The sequence below is a fragment of the Kitasatospora sp. NA04385 genome, from assembly GCF_013364235.1.
Lineage (GTDB): Bacteria > Actinomycetota > Actinomycetes > Streptomycetales > Streptomycetaceae > Kitasatospora.
In genome coordinates, this window is the sequence record NZ_CP054919.1 from 8,316,440 (window position 1) to 8,339,814 (window position 23,375).

Here is a 23,375-nt window from a genome sequence, read left to right on the forward strand (position 1 = left end):
TAGGGCGTCGTCACCGGCGGCGTCGACGGTGCCCGTGCACCCGGCCCGATGGCGGCGGCGCGGTGCTGGCGGCGCGGTGGGCGGACGCGGGTCCGCGACCGGGCGGACGGTCCGTTGGCGGATTTTCGGTGGGTGGCCTGTGAGGAACGACGCGTTTCGTGGAGCGCGCGGGACGGGATTTCACCACAATGCCCGCTGCTTCGCCGGCATGTGACAGTGCGACGTTTTCCGTTTGAGACAGCCTGTGATTGACCCATGGCGACGGTGTGACGTTACTGCCATGCTCGTGTGCGCAGCCGGACGATCATCGTCCCGGCCGCTGTGCCCAGCGCTCAGCCCACCAGTGCTCCTTCCTCGAAGAGCGTCGCAGGCGCTGTCGCCTTCGAGCTCCGCTCCACTGATCCAGACGCTCGAAGCGCGGTCAGGTCCGGGTTCGAACACCACCGGGTCGCCGGGCTGCCCGTGCGCTCGATGCTCCGGCCTCGTGCGCGGCCGGAGCCTCGGCACCGGGACCGCTACGGGAACACCCGCCCCTCCCCATCCCCCCCGGCTCACGAGGTGTCGATGTGATGCGCTTCCCCTTGGACCCGGACGCCGACCGCGTCGCCGTCATCGGCGTCGCGGGCAGGCTGCCGAAAGCCCCGGACCCGGCGGCGTTCTGGCGACTGCTGTGCGACGGGACCGACGCGATCAGCGCGCCGCCCGAGGGCAGGCAGGGCGTACGGCACGGCGGCTACCTGGACCGGGTGGACGGCTTCGACGCGGCGTTCTTCGGGGTGTCCCCCCGCGAGGCCGCCGGCATGGACCCGCAGCAGCGGCTCATGCTCGAACTCGCCTGGGAGGCCCTGGAGGACGCCCGGATCGTGCCGGACACGCTGGCGGGCGGACCGACGGGGGTGTTCGTCGGCTCGATGTGGGAGGACTACACGTCCCTGACCTACCCCGGCCACATCACGCCGCACACGCTGACCGGCACCAGCCGGGGCGTCATCGCCAACCGCGTCTCGCACTTCCTCGGGGTGCGCGGACCGAGCATGACGGTCGACACGGCCCAGTCGTCGGCGCTGGTCGCGGTGCACCTGGCGGTCGAGAGCCTGCGCCGCGGCGAGTCGGCGCTCGCCCTGGCCGGCGGGGTGAACCTCAACCTGACCGCCGCCCGGGAGGAGGGAGCGGAGGAGTTCGGCGGGCTGTCCCCGGACGACCGCTGCTTCACGTTCGACGCCCGGGCCAACGGCTTCGTCCGCGGCGAGGGCGGCGCCTTCCTGGTCCTGAAGCCGCTGGACCGGGCCCTGGCCGACGGGGACCGCGTCTACGGCGTCATCCGGGGCAGCGCGGTCAACAACGACGGCGCCACGCGGAGCCTGACCCTGCCCAGCGCGCAGGCCCAGGAACAGGTCATCCGCGCAGCCATGGCCCGGGCCGGGGTGCGTCCCGGGGACGTGCAGTACGTCGAACTGCACGGCACCGGCACCGCCGTCGGCGACCCCGTCGAGGCCGCCGCCCTCGCGGCGGCCTACCGCGACCCGGCCCGGTCCGGCGGCGCCGACAGCGCCCTGCGGGTCGGCTCCGCCAAGACCAACGTCGGCCACCTGGAAGGCGCCGCGGGCATCGTCGGCCTGCTCAAGACCGTCCTCAGCGTGCACCACCGCGCCCTGCCGCCGAGCCTGCACCACGAGACCCCGAACCCCGGCATCCCGCTCGACGCACTGGCGCTGCGGGTCCAGACCGCGCTGACCCCGTGGCCGCGGCCGGACGCGCCCCTGCTCGCCGGCGTGTCGTCGTTCGGCATGGGCGGCACCAACGCGCACGTGATCGTCGAGCAGGCGCCCAACGTGGAGCGGGCGTCCGACGCGGCCGCTCCGGTCCGCCGCCCCGCCCCCGCCGAGGGCCGCCCGGTGCCGTGGATCGTCACGGCGCGGACCAAGCAGGCGCTGCGGGCGCAGCTCGCGCGCCTGCACGAGCACGTGCGCAGCCACCCGGACCTGACCGCCGCCGAGGTCGCGCACGCGCTGGCCACCACCAGGACGCGTTTCGCGCACCGCGCGGTCCTGCTCGACTCCGTCCAGGTCGCCGCCGGCCGGGCCGGCACCCCGGGCCGTACCGTCTTCGTGTTCCCCGGCCAGGGCGCGCAGTGGGTCGGCATGGGCCGGGAGCTGTACGCCGAGTACCCCGTCTTCCGGGCCGCCATGGACGAGTGCGCCCGGGCGCTGGCCCCGCACACCGACTGGTCGCTGGCCGAGGTGCTGGACGGCGCCCCGCTCGACCGGGTGGACGTCGTGCAGCCCGCCCTGTTCGCGGTGATGGTGTCCCTGGCGGAACTGTGGCGCTCCTTCGGCGTCGAGCCCGACGCGGTGGTCGGGCACTCGCAGGGCGAGATCGCCGCGGCGTACGTCGCGGGCGCGCTGTCGCTGTCCGACGCGGCCCGGATCGTGGCGCTGCGCAGCCGCGCGCTGGTGGCGCTGACCGGCCGGGGCGGCATGGTGTCCGTGGCCCTGTCCGCCGAGCGGGCCGCGGACTACGTGTCGCGCTGGGGCGGCGCGCTGACGGTCGCCGTGGTCAACGCCGCCGGTTCGGTCGTGGTGTCCGGCGACACGCAGCCCCTGTCCGAACTGGTCGCCGCCTGCGCGGCGGACGGTGTCCGCGCACGCGTCGTCCCGGTGGACTACGCCTCCCACTGCGCGCACGTCGAGGCGGTCCGCGAGCGGCTGCACACCGAACTGGCCGGCGTGCGGCCGCACCAGGGCACCGTCCCCTACTACTCCGCGGTCACCGGCGGCCTCCTCGACGACACCACGGTGCTCGACGCCGACTACTGGTACCGCAACCTGCGCGAGCCGGTCCGCTTCGACCTGGCCGTCGCCGCCCTACTGGCGGACGGGCACGGTGCCGTGATCGAGGTCAGCCCGCACCCGGTGCTGCTGCCCGCCCTCGAACAGAGCCTGGAGGAGGCCCGCGAGCGGACCGGCGCGCCCGGCGTCGCCACCGGCACGCTGGGCCGCGACCGGGGCGGACCGGACGTCTTCCTGACCGCGCTGTCCCGGCTGTTCGTGGCCGGCGTGCCGGTCGACTGGTCCCCGGCCGTGGCCGGTGCCGGGCCCGTCGACCTGCCCACGTACGCCTTCCAACGCCGTTCGTACTGGCTGCCCGGCGCGACGGCCGGGCCGGGCGAAAGGACCCCGGCCGACCCGGGGGCGCACCCGGCGGAGACCGCCGCGCCCGGCCGGCCGGACGGCGCCCCGGCGACCGGCGACACCGGGGCGGGCGGCACCATCGAGCCGACCGGCGAGGCCGACGCGGCCGACACGGTCGACGTAGCCGCCGAGGTCATCGCCCAGCTCGCGCTCGTGCTGGGCCACGAGGACCCCGCGGACATCGATCCCGCGCTCACCTTCAAGGAACTCGGCCTCGACTCGGTCACCGGGCTCGAACTGCGCAACCGCCTGGCCGGCGCCCTGGACCGGAAGCTCCCCTCCGGCCTCGTCTTCGACCACCCGACGCCCGCCGAGCTGATCGACTGGCTGCGCACCGGCCCCGGCGACCGGTCGGCCCCCGCCGCCCCGGCCGCCCACGACGACGACCCGGTCGTCATCGTGGGGATGGGCTGCCGCTTCCCCGGCGGGGTGGCCTCGCCGGACGACCTGTGGCGGCTGGTCGCGGACGGCGTGGACGCGATCGGCGACTTCCCGGACGACCGCGGCTGGAACCTGGGCCGCCTGTACGACCCGGAACTGCGCGGCGCGGGCACCACGTCCATCGACCGGGGCGGGTTCCTGGCCGCGGCGGCCGGCTTCGACGCCGCGTTCTTCGGCATCTCGCCCCGCGAGGCGCTCGCCATGGACCCGCAGCAGCGGTTGGTGCTGGAGACGGCCTGGGAGACCTTCGAGCACGCCGGGATCGACCCGACCTCGCTGCGCGGCAGCCGCACCGGCGTGTTCACCGGCCTCTGGTCGTCCGGCTACGCGACCGGGCCGGGCCTGCCGGAGGACCTGGAGGGCTACCTGTTCACCGGCGTGGCGACCAGTGTCACGTCCGGCCGGGTCGCCTACCACCTCGGGCTGCGCGGTCCGGCGCTGTCCGTGGACACCGCCTGCTCGTCGTCCCTGGTCGCCGTCCACCTGGCCGCCCAGTCGCTGCGCGCGGGCGAGTGCTCGCTGGCGCTCGCCGGCGGCGTCACGGTCATGGCGACGCCGTTCGGCTTCACCGAGTTCTCCCGCCAGCACGGCCTCGCGGCGGACGGCCGCAGCAAGCCCTTCGCCGCCGCGGCCGACGGCACCAGCTGGGGCGAGGGCGCCGGTCTGGTGCTGCTGGAGCGGCTGTCGGACGCCCGCCGCAACGGGCACCGGGTGCTGGCGGTGGTACGGGGCTCGGCGGTCAACCAGGACGGGGCCAGCAACGGCCTGACCGCGCCGAACGGTCCGTCGCAGGAGCGGGTGATCCGGCAGGCCCTCGCCAACGCGGGGTTGGCGCCGTCCGAGGTGGACGCGGTGGAGGCGCACGGCACCGGCACCACCCTCGGCGACCCCATCGAGGCCCACGCCCTGCTGGCCGCCTACGGCCAGGGGCGCACCGAGCCGCTGTGGTTGGGGTCGGTGAAGTCCAACATCGGGCACACCCAGGCGGCGGCGGGCGTCGCCGGTGTGATCAAGATGGTCATGGCGATGCGGCACGGTGAACTACCGCGGACCCTGCACGTGGACGCGCCCTCCCCGCACGTCGACTGGGAGTCCGGGAACATCCGCCTGCTCACCGAGGCCCGGCCCTGGCCGGACCACGACCACCTGCGCCGCGCCGGAATCTCGGCCTTCGGCATCAGCGGCACCAACGCCCACCTGATCATCGAGCAGCCCTCCGCCCCCGACCCCGGCCGCCGCCCCGAACCCGCCGACCGGGCCGCCCCCACCGCCTGGCTGCTGTCCGCGAAGACCGACGCCGCGCTGCGGGCCCAGGCCGAGCGGCTGCACGCGTACGCGACCGCCCGCCCCGACCTCCCGGCCGCCGCGATCAGCCGCGCCCTGGCCGCCCGCACCCGGTTCGAGCACCGGGCCGCGGTGGTCGGCGCCGACCGGGACGACCTGCTGTCCGGCCTGGCCGCGCTCCCGCCGGGACTGCCGCGCCGGACCGGCGGAACGGTGTTCGTCTTCCCCGGGCAGGGGGCGCAGTGGGCGGGCATGGGACGTGACCTGTACGAGCAGTCCGAGGTCTTCCGCGCCGGCATCGACGCCTGCGCCGCCGCCCTGGCCCCGTACACCGACTGGTCGCTGGTCGACGAACTGCGCCACGGCGCGCTGGACCGGGTCGACGTGGTGCAGCCGGCCCTGTTCGCCGTCATGGTGGCGCTGGCCGACCTGTGGCGCTCCCACGGCGTGCGGCCGGACGCCGTGGTCGGCCACTCCCAGGCGGAGATCGCCGCCGCGTACGTCGCCGGCGCGCTGTCGCTGCAGGACGCCGCCAAGGTCGTGGCGCTGCGGTCCAGGGCACTGGTCGCCCTCGCCGGCCGGGGCGGCATGGTGTCCCTCGCCCTGTCCGCCGAGAAGGCCGCCGACCACCTCGCCCGCTGGGGCGAGCGGCTGACCACCGCCGTGGTGAACGGACCCGCGGCGGTCGTGGTGTCCGGCGAACGCGGGGCCCTGGACGAACTGTTGGCGGCGTGCGCCGAGGACGGCATCCGCGCCCGCGCCATTCCCGTCGACTACGCCGCCCACTCGGCGCAGGTCGAGGCCGTCCGCGAGCAACTGCTCACCGACCTGGCCGACATCACGCCGCGTCAGGCGGCCGTCCCGTTCTACTCCACGGTGACCGGCGGGCCGGTCGACACCGCCGCCCTCGACGCCGCCTACTGGTACCGCAACCTGCGCGAACCCGTGCGCTTCGACCTCGCCACCGCCCGGCTCACCGCCGACGGCCACGAGGTGTTCGTGGAAGTCGGCCCGCACCCGGTGCTGGTGCCCGCGCTGGACGACGTCACCGCCACCGGAACGCTGCGCCGCGACCACGGCGGCCTCACCGAGTTCCTCGCCGCGGCGGGGCGCCTGCACGCCGCCGGGGTCGACGTCGACTGGACTCCGGTCCTGCCCCGCACCGCACCCGCGGCGGACCTGCCCACGTACGCCTTCCAGCGCGAGCCCTACTGGGTGGCCGCGAGCCCGCCGGCGCCCCGCGACGACTGGCGCTACCAGGTGGCCTGGACGCCGACGCGCGACGCCGCGACCCCGGTGGACCCGGCGCGCTGGCTCGTCCTCGCCACGACCGGGCACCCGTGGGCCGAGGCCCTGCGCGCACGGGGCTGCACGGTGGCCGACGCCTGGGCCGCGACCGGCCCCGGGGACGCCCGGCCGGACGGCGTGCTGTCGCTGCTGGCGCTGGACGAGGCGCCGCACCCCGACCACCCGGTGCTCCCGGCGGGCCTGGTCCGCACCCTGGACCTGATCCGCACCCTCGACCCGGCGCGCAGCCCGGACCGGGTGCGGACGGCGCCCGTCCCGCTGTGGTGCGCGACCAGCGGCGCCGTCAGCACCTCGGGCACCGACCCGGTCACCAGCCCGGCCCAGGCCCTGGCCTGGGGCGCCGGCGCGTCCGCGGCGCTGGAGTTCCCGCAGGGCTGGGGCGGCCTGGTCGACCTCCCCGCCGTGCCCGACGCGGACAGCGTGGACGCGCTGCTCCGGGTGCTCGCCGGCACGGGCGAGGACCAGGTGGCGATCCGCGGCGCCCGGCGCTTCGCCAAGCGGCTGCGGCGCAGGGCCGCACCGGGCCCGGCCGCGCGGCCCTGGCGGCCGCGGGGCACCGTGCTGGTCACCGGCGGCACCGGCGCGCTCGGCGGACACGTGGCCCGCCGCCTCGCGCGGCAGGGCGCGGAGCACATCGTGCTGGCCGCCCGACGGGGCCCCGACGCACCCGGCGCGGTCGGCCTGCGCGACGAACTGGAGGCGGCCGGGGCACGGGTGACCGTGGCGGCGTGCGACGTGGCCGACCGGGACGCCCTGCGGGACCTCGTCGAGCGCGTCGGCGACATCCGCGCCGTCTTCCACACCGCCGGCGTCATCAGGCCGACCAGGCTGGCCGACACGACAGCGGCGGAGTTCGCCGAGGTCGTCACGGCCAAGGTCGCCGGGGCGGCGCACCTGGCGGAACTCCTGCCGGACCTCGACGCCCTCGTCCTGTTCTCCTCCACCGCGGGCGTGTGGGGCGACGGCCACGGCGCGGCCTACGCCGCCGGCAACGCCTTCCTCGACGCCCTGGCCGCCCAGCACCGCGCCCGGGGCCGCGCCACGACCTCCGTCGCGTGGGGCATCTGGGCCGACGGCGGCATGGCGGCCCTGGAGTCCGTGCAGCGCCAGCGCACCCTGCTCGGCCTCGGCGAACTGGACCCAGGCCGGGCGCTCGACGCGCTGCAGGACGTCCTCGACCACGACGAGGCCCTCGCGGTCGTCACCGAGGCCGACTGGGCCCAGTTCGCCCGCGCCTACACCCACGCCCGGCCGAGCCGACTGCTGCGGGACCTGCCCGAGGCCCACAGCCGGGCGCAAGCCCCCCGGCCCGCGCCCGCCGCCGACGGCGCCGACCTGCTGGAGCTGATCACCACCCACGCCGCCGGGGTGCTGGGACACGCCACCCCCGCACGGATCGACCCCCGGCAGGCGTTCAAGGACCTGGGCTTCGACTCGCTGACCGCGGTGGAACTGCGCAACCGCCTGACCGCCGCGCTCGGGGTGAAACTGCCTGCCACCCTGGTCTTCGACCACCCCACCCCGGCCCGGCTGGCCGCCCACCTGTCCGGCGAGCGGGACGCGCCGCAGGCCCCGGCCCCGGCCGCGACGGACGAACCGATCGCGGTCATCGGCATGGGCTGCCGCTACCCCGGAGGCGTCGGCACCCCCGAGGACCTGTGGCGGCTGGTCGCGGACGGCGTGGACGCGGTCGGCGACTTCCCGGCCGACCGGGGCTGGGACATCGACCGCCTGTACGACCCGACGGGGAGCCGTCCCCGCACGTCGAGCACGTCCAGGGGCGGCTTCCTCGACGGCGTCGGCGACTTCGACGCGGCGTTCTTCGGGATCTCGCCCCGCGAGGCGCTCGCCATGGACCCCCAGCAGCGCCTCCTGCTGGAGACCGCGTGGGAGACCGTCGAGTACGCCGGTATCGACCCGACCACGCTGGAGGGCACCTCCACCGGCGTGTTCACCGGCATCTGGTCCACCGGCTACGCCGCCGGGCCGGTCCCCGACGACCTGGAGGGCTACCAGGTCACCGGCACCGCGTCGAGCGTGGGATCGGGCCGGCTGGCGTACCAGTTGGGCCTGCTCGGCCCGGCGCTGTCCCTGGACACCGGCTGCTCGTCGTCCCTGGTGGCCCTGCACCTGGCCGCGCAGGCGCTGCGCTCGGGAGAGTGCTCGTTCGCCCTGGCCGGCGGTGTCACCGTCAACTCGGCGCCCACGCTGTTCACCGAGATGTCCCGGCAGGGGGCGAGCGCGCCCGACGGCCGCTGCAAGTCCTTCGCCGCCGCGGCCGACGGGGCGGGTTGGGCCGAGGGCGCCGGGCTGGTGCTGCTGGAGCGGCTGTCGGACGCCCGCCGCAACGGCCACGAGGTGCTGGCGGTCGTCCGGGGCTCCGCCACCAACCAGGACGGTGCGTCGAACGGGCTGACCGCGCCGAACGGTCCGTCGCAGGAACGGGTGATCCGGCAGGCGCTGGCCAATGCGGGTTTGTCGGGGTCGGACGTGGATGTGGTGGAGGCGCACGGCACCGGGACGACGCTGGGTGATCCGATCGAGGCGCAGGCGCTGTTGGCGACGTACGGTCAGGACCGTTCCGAGCCGCTGTGGTTGGGGTCGGTGAAGTCGAACATCGGCCACACGCAAGCCGCTGCGGGCGTCGCCGGTGTGATCAAGATGGTGATGGCGATGCGGCACGGACAGTTGCCGCGGACGCTGCACGTGGACGAGCCGACCTCGCACGTCGACTGGGAGTCCGGCGCGGTCCGCCTGCTCACCGAACCGGTCGCCTGGCCCGGGACCGGACGGCCCCGCCGGGCCGGCGTGTCGGCGTTCGGCATCAGCGGCACCAATGCGCACGTCATCATCGAGCAGAGCATCCCCGAACAGCCCGCCGAGGCCGACCCCGCCGTACCCGCTCCCCGGGGCCGCGCGGACGACCCGGTTCTCTGGCCGCTGTCGGCCAGGTCCGAGGCGGCGTTGCGGGAGCAGGCGCGTCGGCTGGGCGCGTTCCTGGCCGAGCACCCCGAGGTGGGCCCGGCGGCGGTCGGGGGCGCCCTGGCCGCCCGCACCGTGTTCGAGCACCGGGCGGTGGTGCGCGGTGCGGAGGCGCTGGAGGCCCTGGCAGCGGGGGGTACGGCGCCGGGTCTGCTGACCGGGGTCGTCCGTCCGTTGGGCCGGTCGGTGTTCGTGTTCCCGGGGCAGGGCGCGCAGTGGGTGGGGATGGGTGCGGAGTTGTACGGCTCGGAGCCGGTGTTCCGGGCGGCGATCGACGCGTGTGCCGCTGCTCTGGAGCCTTACACCGACTGGTCGTTGGTGGACGTACTGACCGGTGATGGGTCGTTGGAGCGGGTGGATGTGGTGCAGCCCGCGCTGTTCGCGGTGATGGTGGCGCTCGCCGCGCTGTGGCGGGCGCACGGCGTGCAGCCGGATGCCGTCGTCGGGCATTCGCAGGGCGAGATCGCCGCGGCGTACGTGGCGGGCGCGTTGTCGTTGGAGGACGCCGCGAAGGTGGTGGCGCTGCGCAGCAGGGCCCTGGTCGCCCTGGCCGGACACGGCGGCATGGTCTCGGTCGTGCTGTCCGCGGACGCCGCCGCCGACTACCTCAGCCCCTGGGGCGACCGGATCACCGTCGCGGTGGTCAACTCCGCCTCCACCGTCGTGGTGTCCGGCGAGCGCGGGGCCCTGGACGAACTGTTGGCGGCGTGCGCCGAGGACGGCATCCGCGCCCGCGCCATCCCCGTCGACTACGCCGCCCACTCCGCGCAGGTCGAGGCGGTCCGCGAACAACTGCTCACCGACCTCGCCGACATCACGCCGCGTCAGGCGGACGTCCCGTTCTACTCCACCGTCACCGGCGGGCCGGTCGACACCGCCGCCCTCGACGCCGCCTACTGGTACCGCAACCTGCGCGAACCCGTGCGCTTCGACCTCGCCACCGCCCGGCTCACCGCCGACGGCCACGAGGTGTTCGTGGAAGTCAGCCCGCACCCAGTGCTGGTGCAGGACCTGGACGGCGTGGCGACCGGCACCCTGCGCCGCGACCACGGCGCCGTCGGGGAATTCCACACCGCCCTGGCCCGCCTCCACGTCCAGGGCGTCGCCGTGACCTGGCCGCACGAGCGCCCGCACGGCGTCAGGCTGCCCGGCTACGCCTTCCAGCGCAGCACCTACTGGCTCACCCCCGCGGCCGACGACCACGGCACCGGGCACCCGCTGGCGGGCACCGCGGTCGAACTGCCCGACGGCACCACCGTGCACAGCGGCCGCGTCTCCACCCGCACCCACCCCTGGCTGGCCGACCACGCCGTCGACGGCACGGTCCTGCTGCCGGGCACCGCCTTCCTCGAACTCGCCACCCCGACCGGCGGGACCCTGGACGACCTCGTCCTGCACCTGCCGCTCGCGCTCTCCGACGCCCCCACGGACATCCGGGTCTCGGTCGGCGCCCCGGACGACGCCGGTCGCAGCCCGGTCACCGTGCACTCCAAGGGCGGCGACGGCTGGGTCCGCCACGCGTCCGGAACCCTCGGCGGCCGGGTGTCGGCCGGACGCCTCCACTGGCCCCCGAGGAACGCCGAACCCGTGGACCCCGAAGGGTTCTACGCCTTCCTCGACGGACTCGGCTACCAGTACGGGCCCGCGTTCCGGGGCGTGCGGGAGCTGTGGCAGGGCGAGGACGAACTGTACGCCGAGGTGTCCGTCCCCGACGGCGCCCGCTTCGGCATCCACCCCGCGCTCCTGGACGCCGCGCTCCAGCCGCTGATCCTGCTCAGCCCCGACACCCGGGTCCGGCTGCCGTTCTCCTTCTCCGGCGTCGCCGTGCACACCACCGGTGCGTCCTCCGCCCGGGTCCACCTGGCCCGCACGGGTACCGACACCTACCGCGCGACGCTGACCGACCTGTCCGGCCACCCGCTCGCGGACATCACCGCGCTGACCGTCCGTCCGGCCGCCGAGGTCCGGGCCGCGGTGCTGCACACCCGGTGGGCGCCGCTCGCCGCGAGCGCACCGACCGAGGTGGTGCCGAGCCCGGTGCTCGCCGCGGGAGCCGACGCGGCGTCCGTGCACGCCCTCGTCCAGCGGGCCCGCGCGCTCGTCCAGGACTTCCTGGCCGAGCACCCGGAGCGGACGGCCGCCCGCCTGGCCGTCCTGACCCGCGGCGTGGCCGGCGCGGCCGTCCGCGGCCTGGTCCGCACCGCCGCCGCCGAGCACCCCGGCCGGTTCGTGCTGGTCGACGTGGGCGACGCGACCGAGCAGGACGCGGTCCGGGCCGCCGCGACGGCCGGCGACGAACCCGAACTGGCCCTGCGGCGCGAAGGAGTCCTCGTCCCGCGGCAGGCCAGGTACGCGCCGGAACTGACCGCCCCCGACGGCGCGTACCGGCTGAGCGAGTCCGGCACCGGTCAACTGGACGACCTGGCCCTGCTGCCCTGCCCGGAGCCCGTGCTGGAACCCGGTCAGGTCCGGGTCGCCGTACGCGCGGCCGGCCTGAACTTCCGCGACGTGCTCATCACCCTCGGCATGTACCCGGACCGGCCGCCGCTGGGCGGCGAAGCGGCCGGCACCGTCGTCGAGGTCGGCCCCGGCGTCACGGCCTGGCGGCCCGGCGACCGCGTCACGGGCCTGATGCCCGGCGCCTTCGGGCCGCGCGCGGTCGCCGACCACCGGCTGCTGACGGCGATCCCCGACGGCTGGAGCTTCACCGAGGCGGCGTCGCTGCCCGTCGCGTTCACCACCGCCTGGTACGGGCTGTTCGACCTCGGCGAACTGCGCCCCGGCGACCGGGTGCTGATCCACTCGGGCGCGGGCGGCGTGGGCACGGCGGCGATCCGGCTGGCCCGGAACAGCGGCGCGGAGGTCTTCGCCACCGCGAGCCCCGCCAAGTGGGACGCCCTGCGCGCCCTGGGACTGGACGAGGACCACATCGCCTCCTCCCGCGACACCCGGTTCGCCGACCGGTTCCCGGCCGTGGACGTCGTCCTCAACTCGCTCGCGGGAGAACTCACCGACGCCTCCCTGCGGCTGCTCGCGCCCGGCGGACGGTTCGTCGAACTGGGCAAGACGGACGTCCGCTCGCCCGAGGGCCTGATCTACCGGGCCTTCGACCTCAACGACGTCGACCCCGCGCGCCAGGGCGAGATCCTCTCCAGGACCGTGGCGATGGTCGCCGACGGGACGCTGGAACCGCTGCCGGTCACCGCCGCGGACCTCCGCCAGGCCGTCGCCACCTTCCGGCTGATGAGCCAGGCCCGCCACACCGGCAAGATCGTCCTCACCGTCCCGCAGCCGATCGACCCCGACGGCACCGTACTGATCACCGGCGGCACCGGCACCCTCGGCCGGGCCGTCGCCCGGCACCTGGCGACCCGCCACGGGGCGCGGCACCTGCTGCTCCTCAGCCGCGGCGGCGGCACGGCGCCGCACCTGGAGACGCCGGAGGACGTCGACGTGCGGGTCGTGGCCTGCGACGTCGCGGACCGGGACGCGCTGGCGGCCGTGCTGGACTCGATCCCGGCCGCGCACCCGCTGACCGCGGTCGTGCACGCCGCCGGCGTGCTCGACGACACCGTCGTGGAACGGCTGACCGCGGAGCAGCTCGACCGAGTGCTGCGCCCCAAGGTCGACGGCGCCTGGCACCTGCACGAGCTGACCCGCGAGCACGACCTCGCCGCCTTCGTGCTGTTCTCCGCGGCCGCGGGTGTGCTCGGCAACGCCGGGCAGGCCGGCTACGCGGCCGCGAACTCCTACCTCGACGCGTTCGCCGTGCACCGCCAGGCCCTCGGACTGCCCGCCGTGTCGATGGCCTGGGGCTACTGGGAGCAGGAGAGCGGCATGACCGCCCACCTCACCGCGGCCGACCGGCAACGCCTCGCCCGCAAGGGCGTCCGCCCCATCGGCGTCGAACGCGCCCTGGCCATGTTCGACACCGCGCTGGCCTCCGGACGCCCCGCGCTGACCACCGCCGACCTCTCGGTGCCGCAGACCCCGCCGCCGCCCAAGACCCCCGCAACGGACCTGCTGTCCGTGGTCGTCGCCCACACCGCCACCGTCCTCGGCCACTCCGACGCCGCCGCCATCAGTCCCGGACTCGCCTTCAACGACCTCGGATTCGACTCGCTGACCGCCGTCGAACTGCGCAACCGCCTCGCCGGCGCCACCGGCCTGCGGCTGCCCGCGACCCTCGTCTTCGACCACCCCACCCCCGCCGACCTCGCCGACCACCTCACGGCCGAACTCTCCGGTGCGCCCAGGGGTGTCGACCCGGTGGTGCCGGTCGTGGTGCCGGTGTCGGAGGACCCGGTGGTGATCGTGGGCATGGGATGCCGGTTGCCGGGCGGGGTGGGGTCGCCGGAGGAGCTGTGGTCCCTGGTGGCCGGCGGGGTCGACGCGGTGGGAGAGTTCCCGTCGGACCGCGGGTGGGACGTGGGCCGTCTCTACGATCCGGCCGGCGGCCCGGGGACGTCGTACACCCGGTCGGGCGGGTTCCTCGCGGACGCGGCGGGCTTCGACGCGGAGTTCTTCGGCATCTCGCCGCGTGAGGCGCTGGCGATGGATCCGCAGCAGCGGGTGCTGCTGGAGACCGCGTGGGAGACCTTCGAGGACGCGGGCATCGATCCGACGTCGCTGCGCGGCACCCAGACAGGTGTGTTCACCGGCATCTGGTCCTCCGGCTACGTCGGCAGCCCCGACCAGGCACCGCCCGACACCGAGGGCTACCTCGCCACCGGCATCTCGCCGAGCATCACCTCCGGCCGGGTCTCCTACCTGCTGGGCCTCCAGGGCCAGGCCGTCTCCGTCGACTCCGCCTGCTCCTCCTCGCTGATGGCGATCCACCTGGCGGCGCAGGCACTGCGCTCGGGGGAATGCTCGCTGGCCCTGGCCGGCGGGGTGACCGTGAGCGTGACGCCCCTGCAGTTCACGGAGTTCTCCCGCCAGCGCGCGCTGGCTCCCGACGGACGGTGCAAGCCCTTCTCGTCGACGGCCGACGGTACGGCGTGGGGCGAGGGTTCGGGGCTGGTGCTGCTGGAGCGGCTGTCGGACGCCCGCCGCAACGGGCACCGGGTGCTGGCGGTGGTGCGGGGTTCGGCGGTCAACCAGGACGGCGCGTCCAACGGGCTGACCGCGCCCAACGGCCTCTCCCAGGAGCGGGTGATCCGGCAGGCGCTCGCCAATGCCGGGTTGTCCGGGTCGGACGTGGACGCGGTGGAGGCGCACGGCACCGGCACCACGCTGGGTGATCCGATCGAGGCGCAGGCGCTGTTGGCGACCTACGGTCAGGGGCGCACCGAGCCGCTGTGGCTGGGGTCGGTGAAGTCGAACATCGGGCACACCCAGGCGGCGGCGGGTGTGGCGGGTGTGATCAAGATGGTGATGGCGATGCGGCACGCCGAACTGCCGCCGACGCTGCACGTCCAGGAGCCCACGCCGCACGTCCAGTGGGACACCGGTGACATCCGGCTGCTCACCGAGGCCCGGCCGTGGCCGGAGACGGGGCGCCCCCGCCGCGCGGGCATCTCCGCCTTCGGGGCCAGCGGCACCAACGCCCACGTTGTCATCGAACAGTTCCCCGAGGAGGCCCCCGAACAGCCCGCCGCGGACGACTCCGCGGAGCCCACCGTGTGGCTGCTGTCCGGCAGGACGGACGACGCCCTCCGCGCCCAGGCCCGACGGCTCGCGGACCACCTCACCGCCCACCCCGGCCTCCGACCGGCCGCCGTCGGCCGGGCCCTCGCCACCACCCGCACCGCGCTCGCCCACCGGGCGGCCCTGGTGGGCAGCACCCGGGCCGACCTCATGGCGGACCTGGCGGCCCTCGCCGACGGAGACCCCCGCATCGTCACGGGCGTGGCCGGTTCGGCAGGTCGGTCGGTGTTCGTGTTTCCGGGGCAGGGTGCGCAGTGGGTGGGGATGGGTGGGGAGTTGTACGGCTCGGAGCCGGTGTTCCGGGCGGCGATCGATGCGTGTGCCGCTGCTCTGGAGCCGTACACCGATTGGTCGTTGACCGAAGTGCTGTCCGGTGGTGGGTCGTTGGAGCGGGTGGATGTGGTGCAGCCCGCGCTGTTCGCGGTGATGGTGGCGCTCGCCGAACTGTGGCGCGCGCACGGCGTGCAGCCTGACGCGGTGGTGGGCCATTCGCAGGGGGAGATCGCGGCGGCGTACGTGGCGGGGGCGTTGTCGTTGGAGGACGCGGCCAAGGTGGTCGCCCTGCGCAGCAGGGCCCTGGTCGCCCTGGCCGACCAGGGCGGGATGGTCTCGGTCGGCCTCGGGCACGATCGGGCCGTCGAGTTCGCGGCCCGCTGGGGCGGTCGGCTGACGGTGGCGGTGGTCAACGCCCCCGGTTCGGTCGTCGTCTCGGGCGATACGGACGCGCTGGAGGAGCTGCTGACGGTCTGCGAGGCCGACGGCATCCGCGCCCGCCGCCTGCCCGTCAACTACGCCGCGCACTCGGCGCAGGTCGAGACGATCCGCGAACAACTCCTCACCGACCTCGCCGACATCACACCGCGTCAGGCAGCCATCCCGTTCTACTCCACGGTCACCGGCGGGCCGATCGACAGCGCCACCCTCGACGCCGCCTACTGGTACCGCAACCTGCGCGAACCCGTCCGCTTCGACCTCGCCGTCGAGGCCCTCACGCAGGACCGGCACGGCGTGTTCGTGGAGGTCAGCCCGCACCCCGTCCTGGCCCCGGTGCTGGACGGCGTCGCCGCCACCGGCACGCTGCGCCGCGACAGCGGCAGGCAGGAGTTCCACCTCGCCCTGGCGCGCCTGCACACGCACGGCGTGGCCGTCGACTGGACGCCGGTCTTCCCCGGCGAGTCCCACCACGTGCCGCTGCCGACGTACGCCTTCCAGCACCGGCCGTACTGGCTGACCTCCGCCGCCGGGAAGGCCGACGTGTCGGCGGCCGGACTGGACCCGGCCGGGCACCCGCTGCTCGGGGCCGTCGTCGAACTGGCCGGGGACCAGAGCGTCCTGCTCACGGGTCGCCTCTCGACGGCCACCTGCCCGTGGCTGGCCGACCACGTCGTCCTCGGCTCCGTGCTGCTGCCCGGCACCGTGTTCGTCGAACTCGCCCTGCACGCCGGACGGCAGGTCGGCTGCGACGTCCTGGACGACCTGGTGCTGGCAGCCCCCGTGGCCCTGCCGGAGGACGGTTCCGTGCCGGTCCAGGTCGTCGTCGGCGCACCGGACGGGACGGGCCGACGCCCCGTCACCGTGCACTCCCGGACGGACGGCAGCTGGCTGCGGCACGCCACCGGCACGCTGGCGACCGCCGACCGCCCCCACCCGTACGACACCGGCGAGCCCTGGCAGCCGGCCGGTGAACCCGTCGACCTGACCGACTTCTACGAGACCCTCGCCGACCAGGGCTACGAGTACGGGCCGGTGTTCGCGGGCGTGCGCGAGATCAGGCGGCAGGGCGACGAGCTCTACGCCGAGGTGGCACTGCCCGTCGACACCCGCGACCGCTTCGATCTCCACCCGGCGCTGCTCGACGCCGCACTCCAGCCGCTGACCCTGCTCGCGGCCGGCCGCCTGCCGTTCTCCTTCGCCGGGGTGTCGATGCGCAAGGCCGGTTCCACGGCCCGGGTCCGCCTCACGCCCACCGGCCCGGACACCTTCCGGGTCGCGCTCGCCGACGAAGCCGGGCCGCTGGCGGTCATCGACGCGCTGACCGTGCGCCACCGGCCGCCGGGCCGGCCGGCCGCCGGGACGGATCAGCTCTTCCGCCTCGACTGGACGCCCGTCGAGAGCACCGGCGAAGCTCCGGCCGTCCACCGCGTCACGCCCCCGGCGGGGGACCCTGTGGCGGCCGCGCACACCGTCGCCGCCGAGACGCTGGGCGTGCTCCAGGACTTCCTGCGCGACGGGGACGGCCGCCTGGCCGTGGTGACCCGGGGGGCGGTCGGGCCGGACCCCGTCGACCTGCCGGCCAGCGTCGTCTGGGGCCTGGTCCGCGCGGCCCAGGCCGAACACCCCGACCGGTTCGTGCTGGTCGACACCGACGACCGCGTCCTCGTCGCGGGGGACGAACCGCAGCTCGTCGTCCGCGACGGCGTCGCCCGCGCCGCCCGGCTGGTCCGGGCCGAAGCGTCCCCGGTGCCCGGCCCGCTCGACCCGGACGGCACCGTGCTGATCACCGGCGGCACCGGCACCCTGGGCCGCCTGGTCGCCCGGCACCTGCGCGAGCGGCACGGCATCCGGCACCTGCTCCTGCTCAGCCGGACCGGCGCGGAGGTGGACTTCGACGCCGAGGTGGTGGCCTGCGACGTGGCCGACCGGGACGCGCTGGCGGCCGTGCTGGACGCGATCCCGGCCGCGCACCCGCTGACCGCGGTCGTGCATGCCGCCGGTGTGCTCGACGACGGCGTCGTCGAATCCCTCACGCCCGACCGGATCGACCGGGTGCTGCGGCCCAAGGCCGACGCCGCCTGGCACCTGCACGAGCTGACGAAGGACCTCGACCTGGGCGCGTTCGTGCTCTTCTCGTCCGCCGCCGGTGTGCTGGGCGGCCCGGGCCAGGCGAACTACGCCGCCGCGAACGCCTTCCTGGACGCCCTCGCCGGGCACCGGCGCGCCCTGGGCCTGCCGGGCGTGTCGCTGGCCTGGGGACAGTGGGCCGAGGCCAGCGGGCTGACCGAACACCTCACCGACACCGACCTCAAGCGCCTCGCCCGCGCCGGCGTGCTGCCGATGCCCACGGACCGGGCGCTCGCCCTGTTCGACCTGGCCCTGGGAGCCGACGAACCCGCGCTGGTCCCCGCACACCTCGACCTGTCGGCGGCGTCCGCCCGCCCCCTGCTCAGCCGCCTCACCCGGACCATGCCGGCCCGGCGCACGGACCGCCCGGGCCTGGGCCGGGACCTCGCGGCCCTGCCGGAGACCGAGCAGCACAGCCGCGTCCTGGCCCTGGTTACCGGCCAGACCGCCGCGGTCCTCGGCCACACCGACACCTCGGCCGTCGGCGCCGACCTGGCTTTCAAGGACCTGGGCTTCGACTCGCTCACCGCGGTGGAACTGCGCAACCGCCTCGCTGCGGTGGCCGGGGTACGGCTGCCCGCGACGATGGTCTTCGACTACCCGACCCCCGACGCCCTGGCCGGCCACCTGCGGGGCCTCCTGCTCGGCGCCCGGCGCCAGGCCCCCGCCGCGCCCGTGCCGGTCGGGGCCGCGGTGTCGGGTGATCCGGTGGTGGTGGTCGGGTTGGGGGCCCGGTATCCGGGTGGGGTGGGCTCCGCGCAGGAGCTGTGGGATGTGGTGGCGGGCGGGGTCGACGCGGTCGGCGAGTTCCCGTCGGATCGCGGGTGGGACGTGGGTCGTCTCTACGATCCGGCCGGTGGTCCGGGGAAGTCCTACACGCGCTGGGGCGGCTTCCTCGGCTCGGCCGGAGACTTCGATGCCGGGTTCTTCGGTATTTCGCCGCGTGAGGCGTTGGCGATGGATCCGCAGCAGCGGGTGTTGCTGGAGACGGTGTGGGAGACGTTCGAGGACGCGGGGATCGATCCGACGTCGTTGCGGGGCAGCCGGACGGGCGTGTTCACCGGCATCTGGTCCTCCGGCTACGGCGCCGGGGCACAGCCGCCCGACCTGGAAGGCTACCTCTCGACCGGCACGGCGACGAGCGTCACGTCCGGGCGGGTGTCGTACCTGCTGGGGCTGGAAGGTCCGGCGGTGTCGGTGGACACGGCGTGCTCGTCGTCGTTGGTGGCGATCCATCTTGCGGCGCAGGCGCTGCGTTCGGGGGAGTGCTCGCTGGCGCTGGCCGGTGGGGTGACGGTGATGGCGACGCCGTCGGGGTTCGTCGAGTTCTCCCGGCAGCGGGGGCTCGCGGCGGACGGTCGGGTGAAGGCGTTCGCCGAGGCGGCGGACGGTACGGCGTGGGGTGAAGGTGCGGGTGTCGTGCTGCTGGAGCGGCTGTCGGACGCGCGGCGCAACGGGCACCGGGTGCTGGCGGTGGTGCGGGGTTCGGCGGTCAACCAGGACGGTGCGTCGAACGGGCTGACGGCGCCGAACGGTCCGTCGCAGGAGCGGGTGATCCGGCAGGCGCTGGCCAATGCGGGTTTGTCGGGGTCGGACGTGGATGTGGTGGAGGCGCACGGCACCGGGACGACGCTGGGCGATCCGATCGAGGCGCAGGCGCTGTTGGCGACGTACGGTCAGGACCGTTCCGAGCCGCTGTGGTTGGGGTCGGTGAAGTCGAACATCGGGCACACCCAGGCGGCGGCGGGTGTGGCCGGTGTGATCAAGATGGTGATGGCGATGCGGCACGGGCAGCTGCCGCGAACGTTGCACGTGGATGAGCCGAGTTCGCACGTGGACTGGTCGGCGGGCCGGGTCGCGCTGTTGACCGAAACCCGGCCGTGGCCGGAGACCGGGCGGCCCCGCCGTGCGGGCATCTCGGCGTTCGGCATCAGCGGCACCAACGCGCACGTTGTGATCGAGGCCCCGGAGCCGCCCGCCGACGATCCCGCGGTCGCCGTGCCGGTGCCGTGGCTGCTGTCGGCCAAGTCGGACGCGGCGCTGCGCGAACAGGCCCGCCGACTGCGCGGGTTCCTCGCCGAGCACCCCGAGGTCACACCGGCCGAGGTGGCCGCCGACCTGGCCGCGCGGGCCCGGTTCCCGCACCGAGCCGTGCTGACGGGCCCGGCCGGCCTGGACGCGCTGATCGACGCAGAGCCCGGAACCGTCACAGGCACTGCCGCCTCCCCTGGTCGGTCGGCGTTCGTGTTCTCCGGTCAGGGTGGTCAGTGGGCGGGGATGGGGCGGGGTCTGTACCGGGAGTTCCCGGTGTTCGCGCGGGTGTTGGACGAGGTGTGTGGGCTGCTGGGGTTGCCGGTGGAGGTGCTGTTCGAGGACGGGGAGGGGGTGTTGGGGCAGACGCGGTTCACGCAGGGTGCGGTGTTCGCGTTGGAGGTGGCGTTGTTCCGGCTGGTGGAGTGGTTGGGGGTGCGGCCGGACTTCGTGGTGGGGCATTCGGTGGGGGAGGTGGCGGCGGCGCATGTGGCGGGGGTGTTCTCCCTGGAGGATGCCGCGCGGTTGGTGGGGGCGCGGGGCCGGTTGATGCAGGGGCTGGCGGGTGGTGGGGCGATGGTGTCGCTCCAGGCGTCGGTGCAGGAGGTGGTGGGTTCGCTGGTGCCGGGTGTGGAGGTGGCGGCGGTGAACGCGGTGGACGCGGTGGTGGTGTCGGGTGACGAGGCGGCGGTGCTGGCGGTTGCCGAGGTGTGGCGGGGTCGTGGGCGTCGGGTGCGGCGGTTGGAGGTCAGTCACGCGTTCCACTCGGCGCGGATGGACCCGGTGCTGGATGAACTCGCCGATTGTGCAAAGGGGTTGTCGTTCGGCGAGCCGGTGATCCCGGTGGTCTCCACGGTGGCCGGACAGCCGGTGGAGATGGGGGAGTCCGGGTACTGGGTGCGGCAGGTGCGGGAGCCGGTGCGGTTCGCGGACGCGATGGAGTGGCTGACGGGCCAGGGTGTCACGGGGTTCGTGGAGGTGGGTCCGCACCCGTCCCTGGTGCCGAACGGTTTGATCCGACGTCAGGGTGACTCCATCGAGCGGTTGTTCGCAGCCCTGGGGCGGTTGTGGGCCGACGGCGCGGCGGACTGGACCCCGCCGCCCGGGAAGCCGGGCGCGCGAGTGCCCTCGTACGCCTTCCAGCACCAGCGCTACTGGCTGCACCCCGGCGCCCCCGCGCCGACCGGTGACGGCCGGATCGACCACCCGCTGCTGCGGGACGCCATGGAACTCCCGGACGACAACGGCGTGGTGCTGACGGGTCAGCTCACCACCGCCGCGCAGCCGTGGCTCACCGAACACGTCATCGCGGGCTCGCCCCTGCTGCCCGGCGCGGCGTTCGTCGACCTGGCGCTCCGGGCCGGCGAACACGTCGACTGCCCGGCGGTCGAGGACCTGACGCTGGAGACACCGCTGGTGGTCGCGGACGGCGTGCAGGTGTCCGTGACCGTCGGCCCCGACCGGGCGGGTCGGCGCAGCGTCGCGATCCACTCGCGCGCGGACGGCGCGTGGGTGCGGCACGCCACCGGGACCTTGGGCGCCGCGCCCGTCGCACCGGGGGAGACCTGGGCGCGGCCGTGGCCGCCGCAGGCCGAAGCGGTCGACCTCGACGCCTTCTACGACGACCTGGCCGACGCCGGGTTCGTCTACGGCACGGCCTTCCAAGGTCTGCGCGCGGCCTGGCGCGACGGCGACACGCTCTACGCGGAGGTGGCCGCGCCCCCCGGCGACACCCGGTTCGCCCTGCACCCCGCCCTGCTCGACGCCGCGATCCAGCTCGTGACCGTCGCCGACGACCGGCCGAAGCTGCCGTTCTCCTTCGCCGGGATCTCCTCGTGGCGCCGCGCCGAGCACGCCAGGGTCCGGCTGACCATGACCGGCGAGGACAGCTGCGCGATCGGCCTCGCCGACCGGTCGGGCGCACCGGTCGCCGAGATCGCCTCGCTGACCCTGCGCCGGCCGACCACGGCCACCACGCAGGACGTGCCGTACCAGGTGGCGTGGCCGGTGCTGGAAGCGGCGACCACCGAACCGGACGTTCCGGTCCACCACGCCACCTCGCCCGTCGAGACCCTGCGGGTGATCCAGGACTTCCTCAGCACGGACACCCCGCGCATGGTGGTCGCCACGCGCAACGCCGTGCCGGTCCGGCCGGGCGAGGACGTCGACCCGCAGGCCGCCGCCGTCTGGGGCCTGGTCCGGTCGGCCGCCACCGAGCACCCCGGCCGGTTCGTGCTGGTCGACACCGCCGACGGCGACGGCGACGGCGACGGCGACCAGGTCCGGCTGGCCGGCGACGAGCCCCAGCTCGCCATCCGCGGCGGCGCCGTCCACGTCCCCCGCCTCGAACCGGCCCGCCTCGAACCGCTGCCCTCGCTGCTCGGCCCCGACGGCATGGTGCTGGTCACCGGCGGCACCGGCACCCTGGGCGCCACGATCGCCCGCCACCTCGCCGCGGAGCACGGCGTGCGGCACCTGCTGCTGGTCAGCCGCCGCGGCCCGGACGCCCCCGGCGCGGCCGCGCTGACCGCCGACCTGGCCGCGCTGGGCGCGACCGCCGACATCGTGGCGTGCGACGTGGCCGACCGCGCGGCGCTGGCCCGGCTGCTCGCCGCACACCCGGTCACCTCGGTGGTCCACGCCGCGGGCACGCTGGCCGACACCGTCGTGGAGTCCCTCACCCCGGAGCAGTTCGCGCGGGTGTGGGAGCCGAAGGCCCTCGCGGCGCGGCACCTGCACGAACTGACCGCCGACCTGGAGGCGTTCGTGCTGTTCTCCTCGGCGTCCGGCGTGCTCGGCGGCGCGGGCCAGGCGAACTACGCGGCGGCGAACGCGTACCTCGACGGCCTCGCCGCGCACCGGCACGCCCAGGGGCAGCCGGCCGTGTCGCTCGCCTGGGGCTACTGGGCGGAGGCCAGCGGCATGACCGGCGGCCTGACCGCCACCGACCGGCACCGCCTGGCCAGGGCCGGCGTACGGCCGCTGCCGACGGCGGACGCGCTCGCCCTGTTCGACGCCGCGCTGACCGCGGGCACCCCGACCCTGGCCCCCGTCAGGTTCGACCTGCCGGCGCTGCGCCGGGCCGGTGACCCGCCCGCGCTGCTGCGGGAGCTGGTGCGGCCCCGGCGCCGGCAGGCCGCCGAGCGCGGGTGGACGGCGGCCGACGTGCTGCACCTGGTCGTGGGCCAGGTCGCCCTGGTCCTGGGCCACGCGTCGCCGGACGCGGTCGACCCCGACCAGGCGTTCGCCGACATCGGGTTCGACTCGCTGACCGCCGTGGAACTGCGCAACCAGCTCGACGCGGACACCGGCCTGCGCCTGCCCGCCACGCTCGTCTTCGACCACCCGACCCCGGCCCGCCTCGCCGCCTTCGTGCACACGCGACTGCACGGCACCGACGGCCCGGACCCCCTGCTCGCCGAACTCGACCGAGTCAAGGCCAGTTTGGACGCGGCAGCCGAAGACGCCGATCACGACACCGTCGCGGCCCGCCTCGAAGCACTGCTCGCGTCCTGGACCGCCAGACGCACCGGCTCCGCGGCCGGTGTCGACGAGGCCAGCGACGACGAACTGTTCAGCCTTCTGGACGATGCGCACCGCAGGACCGAGGTCATCCGCTCGGGCGAGTCCCGCCACGCTGAGGAGTAG

The 23,375-nt window shown here is 75.3% G+C and carries 1 protein-coding gene; it reads left to right on the plus strand.

Annotated elements, in window-relative coordinates:
• The first annotated feature begins 569 nt into the window (after positions 1-569).
• On the plus strand, positions 570-23,375 hold the full coding sequence (locus HUT16_RS39015; protein ID WP_303392126.1) for a type I polyketide synthase: 22,806 nt from the start codon (positions 570-572) through the stop codon (positions 23,373-23,375).

Coding starts and splice junctions, on each gene's coding strand:
- HUT16_RS39015 (WP_303392126.1), top strand. CDS start 570: ATGCGCTTCCCCTTGGACCCGGACGCCGACCGCGTCGCCGTCATCGGC.